Source organism: Aliikangiella litoralis, assembly GCF_052495765.1.
In genome coordinates, this window is sequence record NZ_CP199292.1 from 4,564,267 (window position 1) to 4,580,620 (window position 16,354).

Below are 16,354 nucleotides of genomic sequence, written 5' to 3' on the forward strand. Positions count from 1 at the left end.
AAATAACTATAAACGCGAACAAATAGTACTATCACAATGATTTAATTGATTTTTTTAAACTGCTCTGCGGAATATTGGGGGGTTTTGGAAATATGCGTATATACTATAAAGATTAAAGAACAATCCTTGTTTACTATAAGATTGAATAATAATCCTGACAAAAGCTATCAAGAACTGAGCCAAGAGCTAAAGCGACTCACCACTGAGAATGCGAAGCTTGTCGCACAGGCAAGACATTTTGCGGAAACTAAAAAAGTGCAAAGTGCATTATTCAAAATAGTTGACGTGACCAATTCGACTGATGATCTAGATGACTTTTTCTCTCAACTTCACCTGATTGTACGGGAGCTAACCGAAGCAAAAAATCTCTATATTACCTTGCTTCATGCTGAGGAAAATTGCATTAGCATTCCTTATTTTGAAGATGAAGATGACAAAACTGGCGATGTCGATGAGAAAGTAAAGATTCCAATTTCGAAGTATGAGGGAAGTCCAACTATGGAAGTATTAACGACGGGACAAATGCAACACTTGAATAAAGAACAGTTCCTAAGTTTTGCGGGAAGAGGAAAAGTTCCCGAGGATTGGGTTGGTGTTCCTCTCATACAAAACCGCGGAGTCATCGGAGCATTAGTAGTACAAAGCTATGAAAAAGGTTATCGCTACACAGAAAGAGATGAAAATCTCTTGGTCTATGTTTCACAACATATTGCAACGAGCTTAAGTAGAAAACAAGACTCTGAAGCATTAAAGCTCGCTCATTTTCAATTAAAACAAGCCAATCAGGAACTCGAAAAAAGAGTATTAGAAAGAACCGAAGAACTTAATCAAATTAATACTCAATTAGCAGCAGAAGTGCATGTTCGAAGAAATAGTGAAAAGATTCAAAAAGCACTTTTTGAAATAACCGACCTGGTTAGCACTTCAACTAGCCTAAATGATTTGTTTAAAGGAGTACATCACTCTATCTCTGAATTAATGTACGCTGAAAATGCTTTTATTGCAATTCTCTCCGAAGATAAAACACAACTCGATTTCCCTTATTTTGCCGATCAATATGATCAACCTCCAGCGTCAATAAGAATTGATTTTAATAATCAAAATATTACCCCAAGCCTAACCTTTCAAGTGCTAAAAAAAGGCAAGCCAATATTAATTAATCAAAAAGTTAATTTAAGTCGTGAAACGGTTGGTACAAAAGCAGTTTCGTGGTTGGGTGTACCACTCAAAGATCAAAATAAAACCTATGGCGTCTTCGTAGTTCAAAGTTATGACACCGATTATATTTATGATGAAAAAGACTTATCTGTTCTTAAAACTATTGCAACACAAATATCCTCCGCAATTTTAAGGAAAGAAGATGCAGAAGCCTTACAAAAAGCCCATGAATATTTGGAAAAACGGGTCAAAGAAAGAACTTCTGTTTTAGAAAAAACTATTATAAAGCGAAGAAAAATAGAGAAACAACTTGAGCATGAGTCTCTGCATGATGCCCTCACTCAGCTACCAAACCGTAGATACCTTGTAGAGCAATTAAAACTAGTACTCAATGGCACGCCATCTAACCGTGAGAATGATATTGCTTTATTATTTTTAGATCTTGATCGTTTCAAAATAATCAATGATAGTCTTGGACATCATGTCGGAGACTTATTTTTGATTGAAGTATCAAAAAGACTTCTTTCATGTATGAGAAATGATGATATTGTGGTCCGTTTAGGCGGTGATGAATTTTGTATTTTAATGTTTCAAGTAGATACAGAAATAGTTACAGTAAGATTAGCTGAAAGAGTTCTTAATCAATTAAGAAAACCGGTTGTAGTAGAACAACACTCTTTAATTACTAGCGCAAGTATTGGCGTAAGAATGGCAAAAATAGGAACCGATGATGCTGTTCAGGTTATTGGGGATGCAGACTCTGCAATGTATCAAGCGAAAAACGATGGAAAAAATCGTTATTGCTTATTTGATGCCAATATCAAAAAAATAGTCTCTCAGCGTTTACAGTTAGAACAAGATTTAAGGGCTGCAATTGGAACTGAACAAATTATTCTTTACTATCAGCCAATTATAGATTTTGCAGACAGCAGCGTAGTTGGTACTGAAGCCCTACTCAGATGGAAACATCCAATAAAAGGTTTTATTCCACCAACAGATTTTATTCATATAGCAGAAGAAACAGGTATAATTCAAGAACTAGGCGAATCGATAGTGGATATGGCATGCATTGCACTTAGTGAGTTTTCTCAAACACCTGAGTTATCTTCACTTTATGTCAATATTAATATTTCAGCGATTCAAATACTTTCTCGAACACTTGACGGATATATTAGAAAGCAACTAGCTAAATATAATATTGAGCCAAGCAAACTCAATGCAGAAATCACAGAAAGTATTCTGGTTGAAGACTTTAAAGCCGCTACTCAATTTGTTCAGGAATTAAAATCCATAGGTATGAAAGTATTACTTGATGACTTTGGTACAGGCTACTCATCTTTAAGTTACCTTCACCAATTTCCGTTTGATTTGATCAAGTTAGACAAATCATTTATACAGTCATCATCTAAAAATCACAGTAATATAACATTAATAGAATCGATCGTATTTCTTGCTTCAAATTTAGGTATGAACATTGTGGTTGAGGGAATTGAAACAGAAAGCCAAGTCAATCTTACCAAAAACCTTAGTTGTCGTTACGGCCAAGGATTTCTCTTTTCAAAGCCTTTGCCTAAAGAAGATTTACTTGCCTTTATCAAAAGCTATCAACAATCTATGTCTCCCACAACTTAGCTTATCCACTATGTGGACTTTAGTTGATTTTAATCAATAACCTTAAACATCAACATAAAGCTTTAACATTAAAAATATATCATAATAGAATATAAATTTAGTTCTTTTGAAAAACAATTATGTTAACCAATAGTCAAGATAGAAAAAGCATTTGCTGGAATGAAATTTTAAAATCGGGTAACCGTATATTTATAGGCTCTAATGCAGCCGTCCCTAACCAGCTAATAGAGAACTTAATCAATCACAGCGAAAATTTTCATGATATCGAAGTTGTTCATATATTAACCTTATCCAATAACGTCTGGGCTTCACCTCAACATAAAGGTTTATTCAAAGTTAATACACTATTTATTGGCGGCAAAAATGTTCGAGAAGCAATTGCAGAAGGACGAGCCGATTACACTCCATGCTTTCTTTCTGAAGTACCTAAACTATTTAAAGAGAACATTCTCCCTTTAGATGTAGCACTGATTATGGTCAGTCCTCCTGATGAATATGGCTACTGTTCATTAGGAGTTAGCGTCGATGTTGTATCTGCGGCGGTTAGCTCTGCAAAATATGTAGTCGCCCAAATCAATCCACTAATGCCAAGAACTAATGGGCATAGCTTTATACATATGAAACAAATACACGCTTATATTGAAGCAGAAGCCCCTCTTCCTAAGCTTGCGCCGCCAGAACTCGATCAAGTGACAGAACAGATAGGACAATATGTAGCAATGTTGGTAGAAAATGGCGCGACTTTACAGTTAGGTATAGGAAAAATACCAGATGCAGTTTTAAGATACCTGGGACATCATAAAAATTTGGGTATTCACAGCGAAATGATTTCTGATGGCATCATTGACTTAATGCTAAAAGGCGTGATTAATAATCGTAAAAAAACTTTCCATAAAGGTAAAACCATTACAACTTTCTGTATGGGGACTCAACGCCTTTACGATTTTGTTAATAGTAACCCACATGTTGAGTTTTATCCTTCTGAACATGTTAACTCACCCGTGAATATTGCACGTAACGATAATATGATTTCAATTAATAGCGCTATCGAAATTGATTTGACAGGACAGGTTGTTGCTGATTCTATAGGCTATCAATTTTTTAGTGGTATTGGCGGACAAGTGGATTTTATTCGCGGAGCATCTTTAAGCAAAGGTGGAAAACCAATTATTACCCTTCCCTCAACAACTAAAGATGGAAAAATTTCCAAGATTGTTCCTCATCTTACCGAAGGTGGTGGAGTGGTCACTTCTCGTGGACATGTACATTATGTGGTAACTGAATATGGGATTGCTTATTTGCGAGGTAAAAGTATCAGAGAAAGAGCGCTTGAATTAATCAGAGTCGCCCACCCTAAATTTAGAGAGCAACTGTTAAATGAAGTCCGTGCGCATTATTGGGTTCCGGAGTATCAAGAAAAAACCCCAACCTCTGTACCAGAACTAGGCTCGGTAGAGTTTAAAATATTCCGCTTTGATGATATTAAATATACGCTGAGACCTCTTTATCCAGCCGACGAGAGAAAGCTACAGGAGTTTTTTTATTCTCATAATAAAGAAACATTAATCTCACGTTATAATCATTACATTACTCAAATGAATCGAGAAAAATCTTGTAATCTGGTTAGCGTAAACCAGCACCAAGATTTAGCTTTGTGCTTCACAGAAAAAGCTCAACAAGGAGAATATATACAAGCTGTTGGACGGTATTATTACATCAAAAAGGAAAACTGTTGTGAAGTTGCTTTTGTGATTAAAGAAAGTAAACGTGGTAAAGGAATGGCAACAACTCTACTAAAAGAAATGATAAATATTGCTAGAATCCGTAAAATCCGTAAAATGGTTGCCTATGTTCGAGGGAGCAATAAACCGATGCTGGCAGTATTTGAACATCAAGGATTTACTCGCCAATTAAGCGATAGTATTAATGAAGTTCATTTGTCATTAGATTTAAACTAGTTAATCTCGCAAGAGTTTACACTCATTATAAAGTTATCAAGGTTCACTCAATGACCGTTGGAATAATTAGTCATCAACAATGTTTACTTCACGATATGGGCGAGCATCACCCTGAGTCCCCCCGACGACTTTTAGCAATACAAGATCAACTCATCAGTTCAGGGTTAGAATTTGCAGTTCGTCAGTTCGATGCTATTTCTTTAAATCCCCAATACCTTTCTTTAGTACATGAACAGGCTTACATTGACTTTATCTTTACTAATGCGCCAAAAAATGAAACCTATCGCTTAGATGAAGACACTTTAATGACGCCACAAACACTTCCAGCAGCTTTGTATGCCGCAGGAGCCGCAGTACAAGCCGTTGATTTAGTCATGCAAAAAAAACTATCTGCTGTTTTCTGCGCAACACGTCCACCAGGACATCATGCAACCAAAAATAAAGCAATGGGCTTTTGCATTTTTAATAATATCGCAATTGCCGCCGCCTATGCACTAAAACAATATTCATTAAAAAAAGTGGCTATCCTTGACTTTGATGTTCATCATGGAAATGGAACAGAGAATATTTTCAAAAATAACCCTCAGGTTCTATTATGCTCCAGCTTTCAACATCCGTTTTACCCCTATTCAGGCACAGAACCAACTTCGTCTAACATAATAAACTCACCACTTCCCGCTAATGCTTCAGGAGTTGAATTCAAGAAAATAGTGGCTGAGCAATGGTTACACCAACTCTCTTTATTTAAACCAGACATGTTATTTATTTCAGCAGGTTTTGATGCTCATACAGAAGATGATATGTCGCAAGTAAATTTGCACGAGGAAGATTACCGTTGGGTTACTAAACAATTAAAACAATTTGCCGACACTCACTGTGAAGGTCGTATTGTATCGCTCCTAGAAGGAGGCTATTCACTCAACGCACTAGGACGCAGTGTCGTTGCTCATATTGATGCATTAATCGGCAATTAACTTACCTGCGTCATTAAATTACAATTTCAACCAGAAGCAACTTTGTAGAAAATTAATTTATTTATAACAGAAAAGAATAAGCTATTATCGCCTAAGCGAGTTTGAGATTAGAAATCATAAAACAGAATCAACTGTTAATTACTTTTATCCTGTGGTGGAAAAAACATTGATTAGTAATTCAACGACTCATAAAAAACCACTGTTTTTATAGTGTTAAAAACGACTACAATAGCATAAACAACGGTTCGTAAGCCCTCAAATAACACTCATAAGCACCTCAAATAATGCAATAGGTGATTCTCATTATCAAATAATTCAGCCTACACTTAACCCCAAAAACCTGCTTAAATAGTTACAAAAAGAAACAATTTTAATTTTTTTCAATCTTCTCCAGCATACCAATTAATTTAGAGCTATAGTATTCTTATTCACTTGAAAATCCAGTCTAACAAATAGCTACCAAGAAAATAAAATTATTCGATAGGCTCTGTTGCTAACAAATAAACCAATTTAAAGGAAAAAATAAATGAAACTTCGTTTACTTTTACCATTGATTTGCGGATTAAGCGGTACTCTTTCTGCATCAACTGGTTATTACCGCTCCCCGGACATCAAAGATAATACTATTGTTTTTACTGCCGAAGGTGATCTATGGCTATCTAACTTGCAATCGGGCAAAGCCAAAAGATTAACAACTCACCCCGCCGAAGAAAAACAAGCTGCTATTTCACCAGATGGTAAACAAGTTGCCTATGCTGCCAATTACGAAGGAAGTACTGAGGTTTATGTTATTTCCTCTACTGGTGGAATTCCTAAAAGGATCAGTTTTGAAAATAGTTCTGTTAGAGTTCATGGCTGGACAACAAAAGGAGAGGTACTATACAGCACTAACAACCGAGTAGGTCCGACCGGAAACTGGACATTGCGCCATGTAAACCCTAAAAACTTAATTGCTAAATCAATTCCATTAGCAGATGCTATTGAAGGTACTATAGATAAAAAAGGGGATTATATTTATTTTATCCAGTACGGTATGCAGTTTTCTGGAGACAATACCAAAGTATATCGTGGTGGTGCTAAAGGTGAAATGTGGCGATTCAAACTCGGTTCAAATAAAGAAGCAAAAGCCCTGACTAAAAATCATATCGGTTCTGTTAGAACACCAATGATACACGATAACAAGTTATATTTTATTAGTGATGCCAGTGGTAATGAAAATATTTGGTCGATGTCTTTAGACGGTTCAAATATTACTCAAGTTACTCAATATAAAGAATGGCCTATACGCTCAGCTAAAATCAATAACGACCAAATCATTTATCAGTTAGGGGCCGATCTAAAAGTACTTAACTTAAAAACAAAAAAAAGTCGCATAGTACCAATCAGCTTAACATCCGATTATCCCTATCTGCGTGAACGTTGGCTTAACCAACCACTTAAATATTTAACTTCGTCTCGGATGGCTGGAGACTTTAAAAAAGTGGTTGTTACAGCCAGAGGAAAAGTAGCCGTAGCAGGAATTGATAAGACTCGCTTAGTCGAAGTTGCAACTAATCCTGAATCACGTACCCGTAGGGCACTATTAAGCCATGATGGAAAGTGGGTTTATGCGATCAATGATGCTAGTGGCGAATTAGAAATTTGGAAGTTTGCAGCAGATGGCTCACAAAAATCAAAGCAATTAACCAAAGATGGAAAAATCTTTCGTTGGAATATTTATCTATCTCCTAATGGAAAATGGATAGCACATGATGATAAAAGCGGTAACCTCTGGTTGCTCAACTTAAAAAGTGGAAAAAATCAAAAAATACTCACTGCTAATAGCGGACTGAGTCCATTTCAAAATGTTGTCTGGTCATCTGATAGTAAATTAATTGCGGTCACTCGTGATCACCAAGATAATGAACGAAGCCGTATTCAACTCTACTCTCTCGATAATGGTAAAACAGTAATGTTAACCAGTGATAAATATAACTCGCACTCGCCTGCTTTTAGCCCAGATGGCAATTGGTTATATTTTCTTTCAGCAAGACACTTTCAAGCAACACCACCTTCACCTTGGGGTGACAGAAATTTAGGGCCGGCTTTTGATCGTCGTAACCAAATTTTTGCCTACGCTTTAAAAGCTGATGCAAAATTTCCTTTCCAACCGCCAACAGAATTAACCGAGGGCAAGAAAGATAAAAAGAAAGAAGATGAGTCTGATGATGAAAAAGAAAAGGGTAATACGGTTGACTGGAAAGGATTAAAAGATCGATTATGGCAAGTACCCGTTTCTTCAGGTAACTATTACAACTTGACTGTCAATGACAGCCATTTATTTGTGCAAGATAATGTAACCGAACCAGGTTCAACTCCAAGCATTAAATCAATCAAAATCAAACCATCGACAAAAATAAATACTTTTGCATCTGGTGTGACTTATTATGAAATGTCTGATGATGGAAAAAGCCTATTTGTTCGTAAACAAGGAGGGAATAATGCCAATATGTTTATTGTTGGAGCTGGAGATAAATTTCCTAAAGACACCAAAAACTCAAAAGTTATTAGCAAAGATTGGCAACTAGCATTTAATCCAAAAGAAGAATGGAAACAAATATTCCATGACGCTTGGTTAATGCACCGAGACTCCCTATATGATGCAAATATGCGAGGTTTAGATTGGGAAAAAGTTAAAGAAAAATATGAACCTTTACTCAACAAATTGACCGATCGTTATGAACTCAATGACATATTGGCGCAAATGATGGGAGAATTAAATGCGCTCCACTCACAAGTAAGAGGCGGCGATTACCCAAGTGATTCAAATGCGGCAAAACCATCTTATCTTGGCGCAACATTAGTACAAACCAAAAAAGGTGTTGCTATTGATGATATTTATATTCACGAAGCAGAACTGCCTTCAATGGCACCTCCACTAAGAAAGCCAGGCGTGGATGCTCAAGAAAAAGATATTATTTTGTCAATTAATAGTATTGCAACACCAACAATTGCCAAAGTTAATTCACTGTTAAGAAACCAAGCAGGTAAACAAGTTCTACTTAGCCTTAAACGTGGTAAAAAAACAATCAAAACGGTTGTTACTCCAGCTGGTTCAAGACAAGACTTTAGACTCCGTTACAATAGCTGGGTTAATGGCAATCGTAACAAAGTAGAAAAAGCATCAAATGATATTGGTTATTTACATCTCTACGCAATGGGTTCAAGTGACATTGCTAGTTTTGCCAGAGAGTTTTATGCCAACTATCAAAAAAATGGATTAATCATTGATGTAAGAAGAAACCGAGGTGGTAATATCGACAGTTGGATTATTGAGAAATTACTGCGCAAAGCCTGGGCTTTCTGGCATTCGCCAATTGGACGCCCATATACCAACATGCAACAAACTTTCCGTGGACACTTAGTGGTATTAGCAGATGAATTCACTTATTCAGATGGGGAAACTTTTACAGCCGGAGTTAAAGCTCTAAACTTAGCCCCAGTCATTGGCAAGCAAACAGCTGGTGCGGGTGTTTGGCTTAGAGGAATGAATAGATTAACCGATAATGGGATTGCCCGTGTTGCAGAGTTTCCTCAATATGCAATGGACGGCCGCTGGATTGTTGAAGGTTATGGTGTAGAACCAACGATCGAAGTTGATAATCTACCTCATGCAACCTTCAAAGGCGAAGATGCACAACTTGAAACAGCGATAAAATATTTAAAGAAAAAAATGAAAGACTCGCCTATTCCTGAATTAAAAACAAAACCCTTCCCAACAGATGTAAATACTCCAGCAATGGATATTCTTAAAAAATAAAGAGTGATAGCTAATTACTAGCTAAAAAGGCGCTGTTCAAACAGCGCCTTTTTTAATACATAAACTTTTTGTAAAAATGATTTATTCGTGAGCCAAGCGATAACAACCAACATACTCAAATATACTATTTATTAAAACAGAGAAAAGCTTCATTTTACATTTAACTCACCTATCAACACCACAACCGACCAAACAGCGGATAAACATATTTTTCTTCCGCTAACGCTTTAATAAAAGCAAAAACAGCGTATAAAATAAGTGCAGAGTGAATACTAACAAAATAGATTAAAACAACCATCCAGGTATAAGGCGAACTTAGCCCACCTAAAAATAATATCAACCCACTTACAATTAATAACAATATCCCAGAAACAATGCTGGCTAAAATAGCTTGGCGAAAGTGTAAGCGAGAAACCGGATCGACTACATATCGCTTTTTCCAATAAAGAAACAATAAAATCACAAACGAAATAATTGGCAATAAGGTAATATTGGCCAAAAAAAGACCTTGTGCAATAGGCGCAAACTGCCGAGTATTCTGTGTCATATAAATATCTCATTTATGGTTAATAGGAATAAATAACCAATTTACTATAAACAAACCATAAAATAATTGATTCACAACAGCTTATCTCAAAAATATGTCATCATTCCTAGACTCGAAAAAAAACTCTATTGACGTTACGGAACAAGCTAGTAGAAAGAATATAGCCTATCAATAGTGAAATAAGTAACCAACACCGAACCTATTCCCAATCACCACAAAGCCTGTAAACCAACAAATAATAAGGCCTTATATCGCCCCAAAAGCCATTTTTTGCTATAATCCGCGCCTCACAAACCGGACGAAGTAAACAGGTTTACTTACCGAAATATTTTATTGTTCGAAACATTATCCAAATAAACTGATTGGATTTTAGACTCGATTAGGAACTTCGAAGAATTTAGCAGGTATACAATGTCTCAACAAAATCAGCAACCCTATCAACCAACTCATAAAATTAGAGTTGTAACTGCCGCTTCACTGTTTGATGGACATGACGCAGCCATTAATATTATGCGCCGAATCATTCAAGCGAGTGGTTGTGAAGTCATACATTTAGGACACAATAGAAGTGTTTTAGAAGTCGTTGACTGTGCAATTCAAGAAGATGTTCAAGCGATAGCCATGACATCTTATCAAGGAGGTCATGTTGAATACTTAAAGTATATGGTTGATCTACTCGAAGAGCGTGGCTGTGGCCATATTAAAGTCTTCGCTGGAGGCGGTGGTGTTATTTTGCCAGAAGAAATTGAAGAGCTTCATGCTCATGGAGTTGCTCGTGTTTATTCACCAGATGATGGACGTGAATTAGGTCTACAAGGAATGATTAACGACTTAATAAAAAAATCAGATTTTGCCACAGGTAATAATGCACCAGAAATAATCCCTAATACTTTACAACATAAAGAAATTGGCCAACTGATTTCTGCTGCTGAAAATTTTCCTGAACAACATCAATCTATTTTAGAAAAAGTTCAATCAGCAGCTAACCAATCAAAAACCCCAGTACTCGGAATCACAGGCACTGGTGGAGCGGGTAAGTCGTCTTTAGTCGACGAGTTAGTTCGTCGTTTTTTACTTGACTTCGATGATAAAAATATCGCTATTATTTCTGTCGATCCATCCAAAAGAAAAACAGGTGGCGCGCTATTAGGTGACAGAATAAGGATGAACGCAATTAGCAATGAGCGCGTTTACATGCGTTCTTTAGCAACTCGTCAATCAAATTTAGCACTATCTCCACACATTCAAAAAGCAGTTGATGTTGTTAAAGCTTCAGGCTTTGACTTGGTGATTTTAGAAACCTCAGGTATCGGTCAATCAGATACTGAAATTGAAGAGCATTCTAATGTTTCCATGTATGTTATGACTCCTGAATATGGCGCAGCAACTCAATTAGAAAAAATTGACATGCTTGATTTCGCCGATATTATTGCGATCAACAAGTTTGATAAAAGAGGCGCTTTAGATGCATTAAGAGATGTACAAAAACAATTTCAGCGAAATCATCAACGCTTTGAAGAGGCCACTGAAACGATGCCCGTTTATGGCACAATCGCCAGCCAATTTAACGATCCAGGTACGAACGAGCTTTACCGCAATTTAATGACTTTGATTAACAACACAACAAAGCTTAACTTGCAAACCAGCTTTACTTCTTCAGACACTATGTCAGAAAAAGTTTATATTATTCCCCCTAAACGAACTCGCTATCTAGCGGAAATTGCAGAAAATAATCGTAACTATGATCAGTGGGTAAATGAGCAAGCAACTTATGCACAAAAAGTACAAAGTATTAGTGAAACGCTTTCTTTAATTGAAGAAAATAATGAATTGAAAAACTCTGTTAAAGAGCTATTAGAACAAACAGAGCTCAAGTTTGATCGCGAAAATAGCAAACTTTTAGATAATTGGGATAAAGAAACTCAGCAATACAAGAATGATATTTTTGTTTATCAGGTTAGAGATAAATCAATTGAAGTTGAAACTCATACAAAATCTTTATCTAACCAATCAATTCCTAAAATATCAGTGCCCACTTATTCTGGCTGGGCAGATCGCTTAAAATGGAAATTGCAAGAAAACTATCCTGGCCAATTTCCTTATACCGCAGGTGTTTTTCCTTTTAAACGAGAAGGAGAAGATCCAACAAGAATGTTTGCTGGTGAAGGGGGCCCAGAGAGAACTAACCGCCGTTTTCATTACGTTTCCAAGGGAATGCCAGCAGCTAGACTATCTACCGCTTTCGACTCAGTAACATTATACGGAGATGACCCTGACTATCGGCCTGATATCTACGGTAAAATAGGTAACTCAGGGGTTTCAATTTGTTGCTTAGATGACGCCAAAAAACTTTATTCTGGTTTTCGTTTAACCAAACCAACCACTTCGGTATCTATGACAATTAATGGCCCTGCCCCAATTCTTGTTGGCTTTTTTATGAATGCGGCTATTGATCAAGAGAGTGAAGTTTATATCAAAGAGAATGGGCTAGAAAAAGAAGTCAGACAAAAAATTACTGATATTTATGCCAAAAATGATTTACCAGTGCCTACTTACCAAGGTGAAATTCCTGAAGGTAACGATGGACTTGGTTTAATGTTATTAGGCGTTTCAGGCGATCAAGTATTACCGCAAGAAATCTATCAAAAAATAAAATATGAAACCATTCAAAAAGTACGAGGCACTGTTCAAGCTGATATTTTAAAAGAAGATCAAGCACAAAATACATGCATTTTTTCTACCGAATTTGCATTACGCTTAATGGGTGACGTTCAAGAATATTTTATTGAAAAAAATGTACGTAACTTCTACTCAGTATCTATCTCTGGATATCATATTGCAGAAGCCGGAGCTAATCCAATTTCTCAATTAGCCTTCACCTTAGCTAACGGCTTTACTTTTGTTGAGTACTACCTTGCAAGAGGCATGGATATCAATCAGTTTGCTCCTAACTTAAGTTTCTTTTTCTCCAATGGCGTAGATCCTGAATATGCAGTCATAGGCCGAGTGGCAAGAAGAATTTGGGCTAAAGCCATGAAGCTGAAATACAAAGCCAATTCGCGCGCGCAAATGCTTAAATATCATATCCAAACTTCAGGCCGCTCTCTTCATGCACAAGAAATCGACTTTAATGATATTCGTACGACATTACAGGCATTATATGCGATTTATGATAATTGTAATTCTCTACATACTAATGCTTATGATGAGGCCATCACCACACCAACAGAAGCTTCTGTTCGTCGTGCTATGGCTATTCAATTGATTATTAATCGAGAATTGGGTTTAAATAAAAACCAGAATCCATTACAAGGTTCATTCATTATCGAAGAACTAACGGATTTGGTTGAAGAAGCAGTACTTCTTGAGTTTGAACGGATTAGTGAACGTGGCGGTGTTTTAGGTGCGATGGAAACCATGTATCAACGCTCTAAAATCCAAGAAGAATCGATGCACTATGAAATGTTAAAGCACACTGGTGAATACCCGATTATTGGGGTTAACACTTTCTTATCATCAGAAGGTTCTCCAACGGTCGTTCCTAGTGAGGTCATTCGTTCAACTAAAGAAGAAAGAGTTTACCAAATTGAAATGCTAGAAAGGCTGCATAAAAATTATCGTGAAGATATCATCCAACAAACAAAAGCCATACAAGATGCGGCTTTGAACAACCAAAATATCTTTGAAGTATTAATGGAAGCCACAAAGCATTGCTCATTAGGTCAAATATCCCAAGCTTTATACCAAGTTGGTGGGCAATACCGACGTAATATGTAAGCTTAATTTGCAATAACTAAACTACCTCCCTAAAAATGGCTTACCAACTCTGCTAAGCCATTGATTTTTCTTGAAACGGTTAACTTTATTTCTGCTTCAAAACTATCAATTTAGTTAACATTTCAACTATTTTTTCCCCTTTTATGACACTAATCAATTCCATTTACTTGTAAATATGCGATAATTCTTTGCAATAACATAAGTTACTCTTTGCTTCAGAAGAGTAGCGACAATCTGAGGAAAAATGATGCAAACTATCATTGAACCTTTCCGCATAAAATCGGTTGAACCTTTACGAATGACCACCGAAGCGGAGCGCCAGGCTTACCTAAAAGCTGCAAAATACAATCTGTTCTCGTTAAAATCCGATGACGTATTAATTGATTTTTTGACGGATTCTGGGACTTCAGCAATGAGTACTAGACAGTGGGCAGGTATACAAATGGGTGATGAAAGCTATGCAGGATCGCCTTCATTTTACCGGTTTGAAGCCGCTTTAAGGGAGCTTGCCCCCTTTAAACATATTATTCCAACGCATCAAGGCAGAGCGGCGGAAAAAATATTGTTTTCTATTGTTGGAGGAAAAGGAAAAATTATTCCAAACAATACTCACTTTGATACAACGCGTGCCAATATTGAAGCGACCACAACAGAAGCACTCGACTTAGTAAAAAAAGAAGGACTTGATCCACAGTCAGATCTGCCTTTTAAAGGAGACATGGATCTGGATAGACTGCGTGAATTGTTGCAAACTAGAGGAGATGATATTCCTTTAGTCATGTTAACGATCACCAATAATTCTGGCGGTGGACAACCGGTTTCTATGGCTAATATCAAGGCAACTAAAGCACTTTGTGAAGAGTTCAATAAACCTTTGATATTAGACGCCTGTCGTTTTGCTGAAAATGCCTATTTTATAAAGCTAAGGGAACCAGGTTATGCAGATAAATCTCCCAAAGAAATTGTCCAAGAAATATTCAGTTATGCAGATGGAATGACAATGAGTGCTAAAAAAGATGCCTTAGTTAATATGGGCGGCTGGCTGGCTATCAATGATGATGAGTTAGCAATGCAAGCACGTAATGTTTTAATCTTAACTGAAGGTTTTCCTACTTATGGAGGTTTATCTGGTCGTGATTTAGATGCAATGGCTATTGGGCTTGAAGAAGTCGTTGAAGAAGACTATTTAAGCTATCGAATCACTTCAACTGCTTATCTTGGTAATGCATTAGAAAAGATAGGTATTCCTATTATGAAACCAGTTGGGGGCCATGCTGTTTACATTGACGCCAGAGCCATGTTACCTCACATAGCTCCTCAACAATACCCAGGTCAATCATTAGCAATTGAAATGTATCGATTAGGCGGAATCCGCACCTGCGAAATAGGCACGGTCATGTTTGGCAGACAAGCAGACGGTAGTGAAAAAGCAGCAACTATGGACTTGGTTCGAATGGCTATTCCACGGCGAGTTTATACCCAAAGTCATATAGACTATTGTATTGAATGTTTAGCAGAGGTAAATGCCAATAAACATCGACTCAAAGGGTTAAAAATAAGCTGGGAACCCCCAATGCTAAGACACTTTACCGCACACTTTGAACCAATTACTACTTGCTAAAAATTAAGCAGAACTAGGTATAAACCTAGCTCTGCTTTTTTATACTGGGGGCTTAAAAACTACTTTGAGTTTTGCTTAAACCACGCAACCATTGTATTTTTAAGTTGAGGATCTTGTTTAAATAAAGGCACGCCATGACCACTTCCTTTATAGGAAAGCAAGCGAGTACTTTTACTTTTAGCTTTCAAAAATATTTCATTCGAAGATTTAAAAGTATACTCATCACCGACCGAAGCAATAATGAGAGCGGGTATATGACTTAACTCTTTAAATTGTTTAATAATATTATCTCTCATTCCTGATGAAAAGAAAATAAAGCTTTGTGGAGGATGCTTTTTAGCAAGCAGTATTGATTGAACGCCTCCACAACTAGCACCAATAAAGGATATATTATTTCCACCCGTTTTTTTCTGTAAATATTGATAAGCCGCAATAACATCATCTTGCCAATATTGATCAACTATTTTTCTAAAACGCTTACGTGACTCATCATTGTTAGCTGATTTTTTACGTATAATTTCACGAGAAAACTCATCATTAACACTTTCACCATAACCTCTAAAGTCTATCGCTAAAGCATGAATACCTTCGGCTGATAAAGACTGTCCTAACTTAGAGTACATTGCCTTATTCGCATTACATTGATGCAGCATAAGCACACCTTTACTTGATTGCTTTGTGGCAGAAAAGTAATTTGCAGCTAAACGAAAACCATCTTGAGCCCTAATCGTAACTGACTGAGCTGATACATTTATTGAATAAAAAATAAGAAGTAAGCCTACAGTTTTTTTTAGCATAATAACCTCCAAAAATAATTTATATTATTATCATTACTTTAAAGAGAGCTAGCTATAAGAAAAAGTTAAACTGAATGATATTTAAGATTAA

The 16,354-nt window shown here is 36.6% G+C and carries 8 protein-coding genes; 6 read left to right on the forward strand and 2 right to left on the reverse strand.

All coding sequences use genetic code 11. From position 1 onward, the window contains the following. The first annotated feature begins 126 nt into the window (after nucleotides 1–126). The 4 genes from ACT5E3_RS19015 (at nucleotide 127) to ACT5E3_RS19030 (ending at nucleotide 9,521) form a co-directional block, all read left to right on the forward strand. The gene (locus ACT5E3_RS19015) at nucleotides 127–2,790 is read left to right on the forward strand and encodes an EAL domain-containing protein (protein ID WP_444995132.1); all 2,664 of its coding nucleotides are present in this window, start codon (nucleotides 127–129) and stop codon (nucleotides 2,788–2,790) included. Between the two features lie 119 nt (nucleotides 2,791–2,909). Further along, on the forward strand, nucleotides 2,910–4,748 hold the full coding sequence (locus tag ACT5E3_RS19020; RefSeq protein WP_444995133.1) for a GNAT family N-acetyltransferase: 1,839 nt from the start codon (nucleotides 2,910–2,912) through the stop codon (nucleotides 4,746–4,748). Nucleotides 4,749–4,798: 50 nt separating this feature from the next. Further along, nucleotides 4,799–5,722 carry a histone deacetylase family protein gene (locus ACT5E3_RS19025; RefSeq protein WP_444995134.1) on the forward strand — a complete coding sequence of 308 codons (924 nt, stop codon included), beginning with the start codon at nucleotides 4,799–4,801 and terminating at the stop codon, nucleotides 5,720–5,722. Between the two features lie 526 nt (nucleotides 5,723–6,248). Further along, entirely contained in the window at nucleotides 6,249–9,521 is a 3,273-nt protein-coding gene (locus ACT5E3_RS19030; RefSeq protein WP_444995135.1) for a S41 family peptidase, read from the forward strand. A 172-nt stretch (nucleotides 9,522–9,693) separates the two neighbouring features. Here ACT5E3_RS19030 and ACT5E3_RS19035 read toward each other — a convergent pair whose 3' ends face one another. Then, a complete protein-coding gene (locus ACT5E3_RS19035) occupies nucleotides 9,694–10,068 on the reverse strand; it encodes a hypothetical protein (protein WP_444995136.1) in 375 nt (124 codons plus the stop codon). Between the two features lie 411 nt (nucleotides 10,069–10,479). Here ACT5E3_RS19035 and ACT5E3_RS19040 point away from each other — a divergent pair, with 411 nt between their 5' ends. Next, nucleotides 10,480–13,845 (forward strand): methylmalonyl-CoA mutase family protein, encoded by a 3,366-nt coding sequence (locus tag ACT5E3_RS19040; protein WP_444995137.1) that lies wholly within the window; start codon nucleotides 10,480–10,482, stop codon nucleotides 13,843–13,845. A gap of 244 nt (nucleotides 13,846–14,089) precedes the next feature. Beyond that, nucleotides 14,090–15,466 (forward strand): tryptophanase, encoded by a 1,377-nt coding sequence (locus tag ACT5E3_RS19045; RefSeq protein WP_444995138.1) that lies wholly within the window; start codon nucleotides 14,090–14,092, stop codon nucleotides 15,464–15,466. Nucleotides 15,467–15,525: 59 nt separating this feature from the next. Here the strand turns inward: ACT5E3_RS19045 and ACT5E3_RS19050 are convergent, their stop codons facing one another. Beyond that, a complete protein-coding gene (locus ACT5E3_RS19050; RefSeq protein ID WP_444995139.1) occupies nucleotides 15,526–16,263 on the reverse strand; it encodes an alpha/beta hydrolase in 738 nt (245 codons plus the stop codon). Nucleotides 16,264–16,354 lie beyond the last annotated feature (91 nt).

Excerpts from the sequence above, each read along its gene's own strand:
- ACT5E3_RS19025 (WP_444995134.1), top strand. The coding sequence starts at position 4,799 with ATGACCGTTGGAATAATTAGTCATCAACAATGTTTACTTCACGATATG.
- ACT5E3_RS19040 (WP_444995137.1), top strand. The coding sequence starts at position 10,480 with ATGTCTCAACAAAATCAGCAACCCTATCAACCAACTCATAAAATTAGA.
- ACT5E3_RS19045 (WP_444995138.1), top strand. The coding sequence starts at position 14,090 with ATGATGCAAACTATCATTGAACCTTTCCGCATAAAATCGGTTGAACCT.
- ACT5E3_RS19035 (WP_444995136.1), bottom strand. The coding sequence starts at position 10,068 with ATGACACAGAATACTCGGCAGTTTGCGCCTATTGCACAAGGTCTTTTT.
- ACT5E3_RS19020 (WP_444995133.1), top strand. The coding sequence starts at position 2,910 with ATGTTAACCAATAGTCAAGATAGAAAAAGCATTTGCTGGAATGAAATT.
- ACT5E3_RS19030 (WP_444995135.1), top strand. The coding sequence starts at position 6,249 with ATGAAACTTCGTTTACTTTTACCATTGATTTGCGGATTAAGCGGTACT.
- ACT5E3_RS19050 (WP_444995139.1), bottom strand. The coding sequence starts at position 16,263 with ATGCTAAAAAAAACTGTAGGCTTACTTCTTATTTTTTATTCAATAAAT.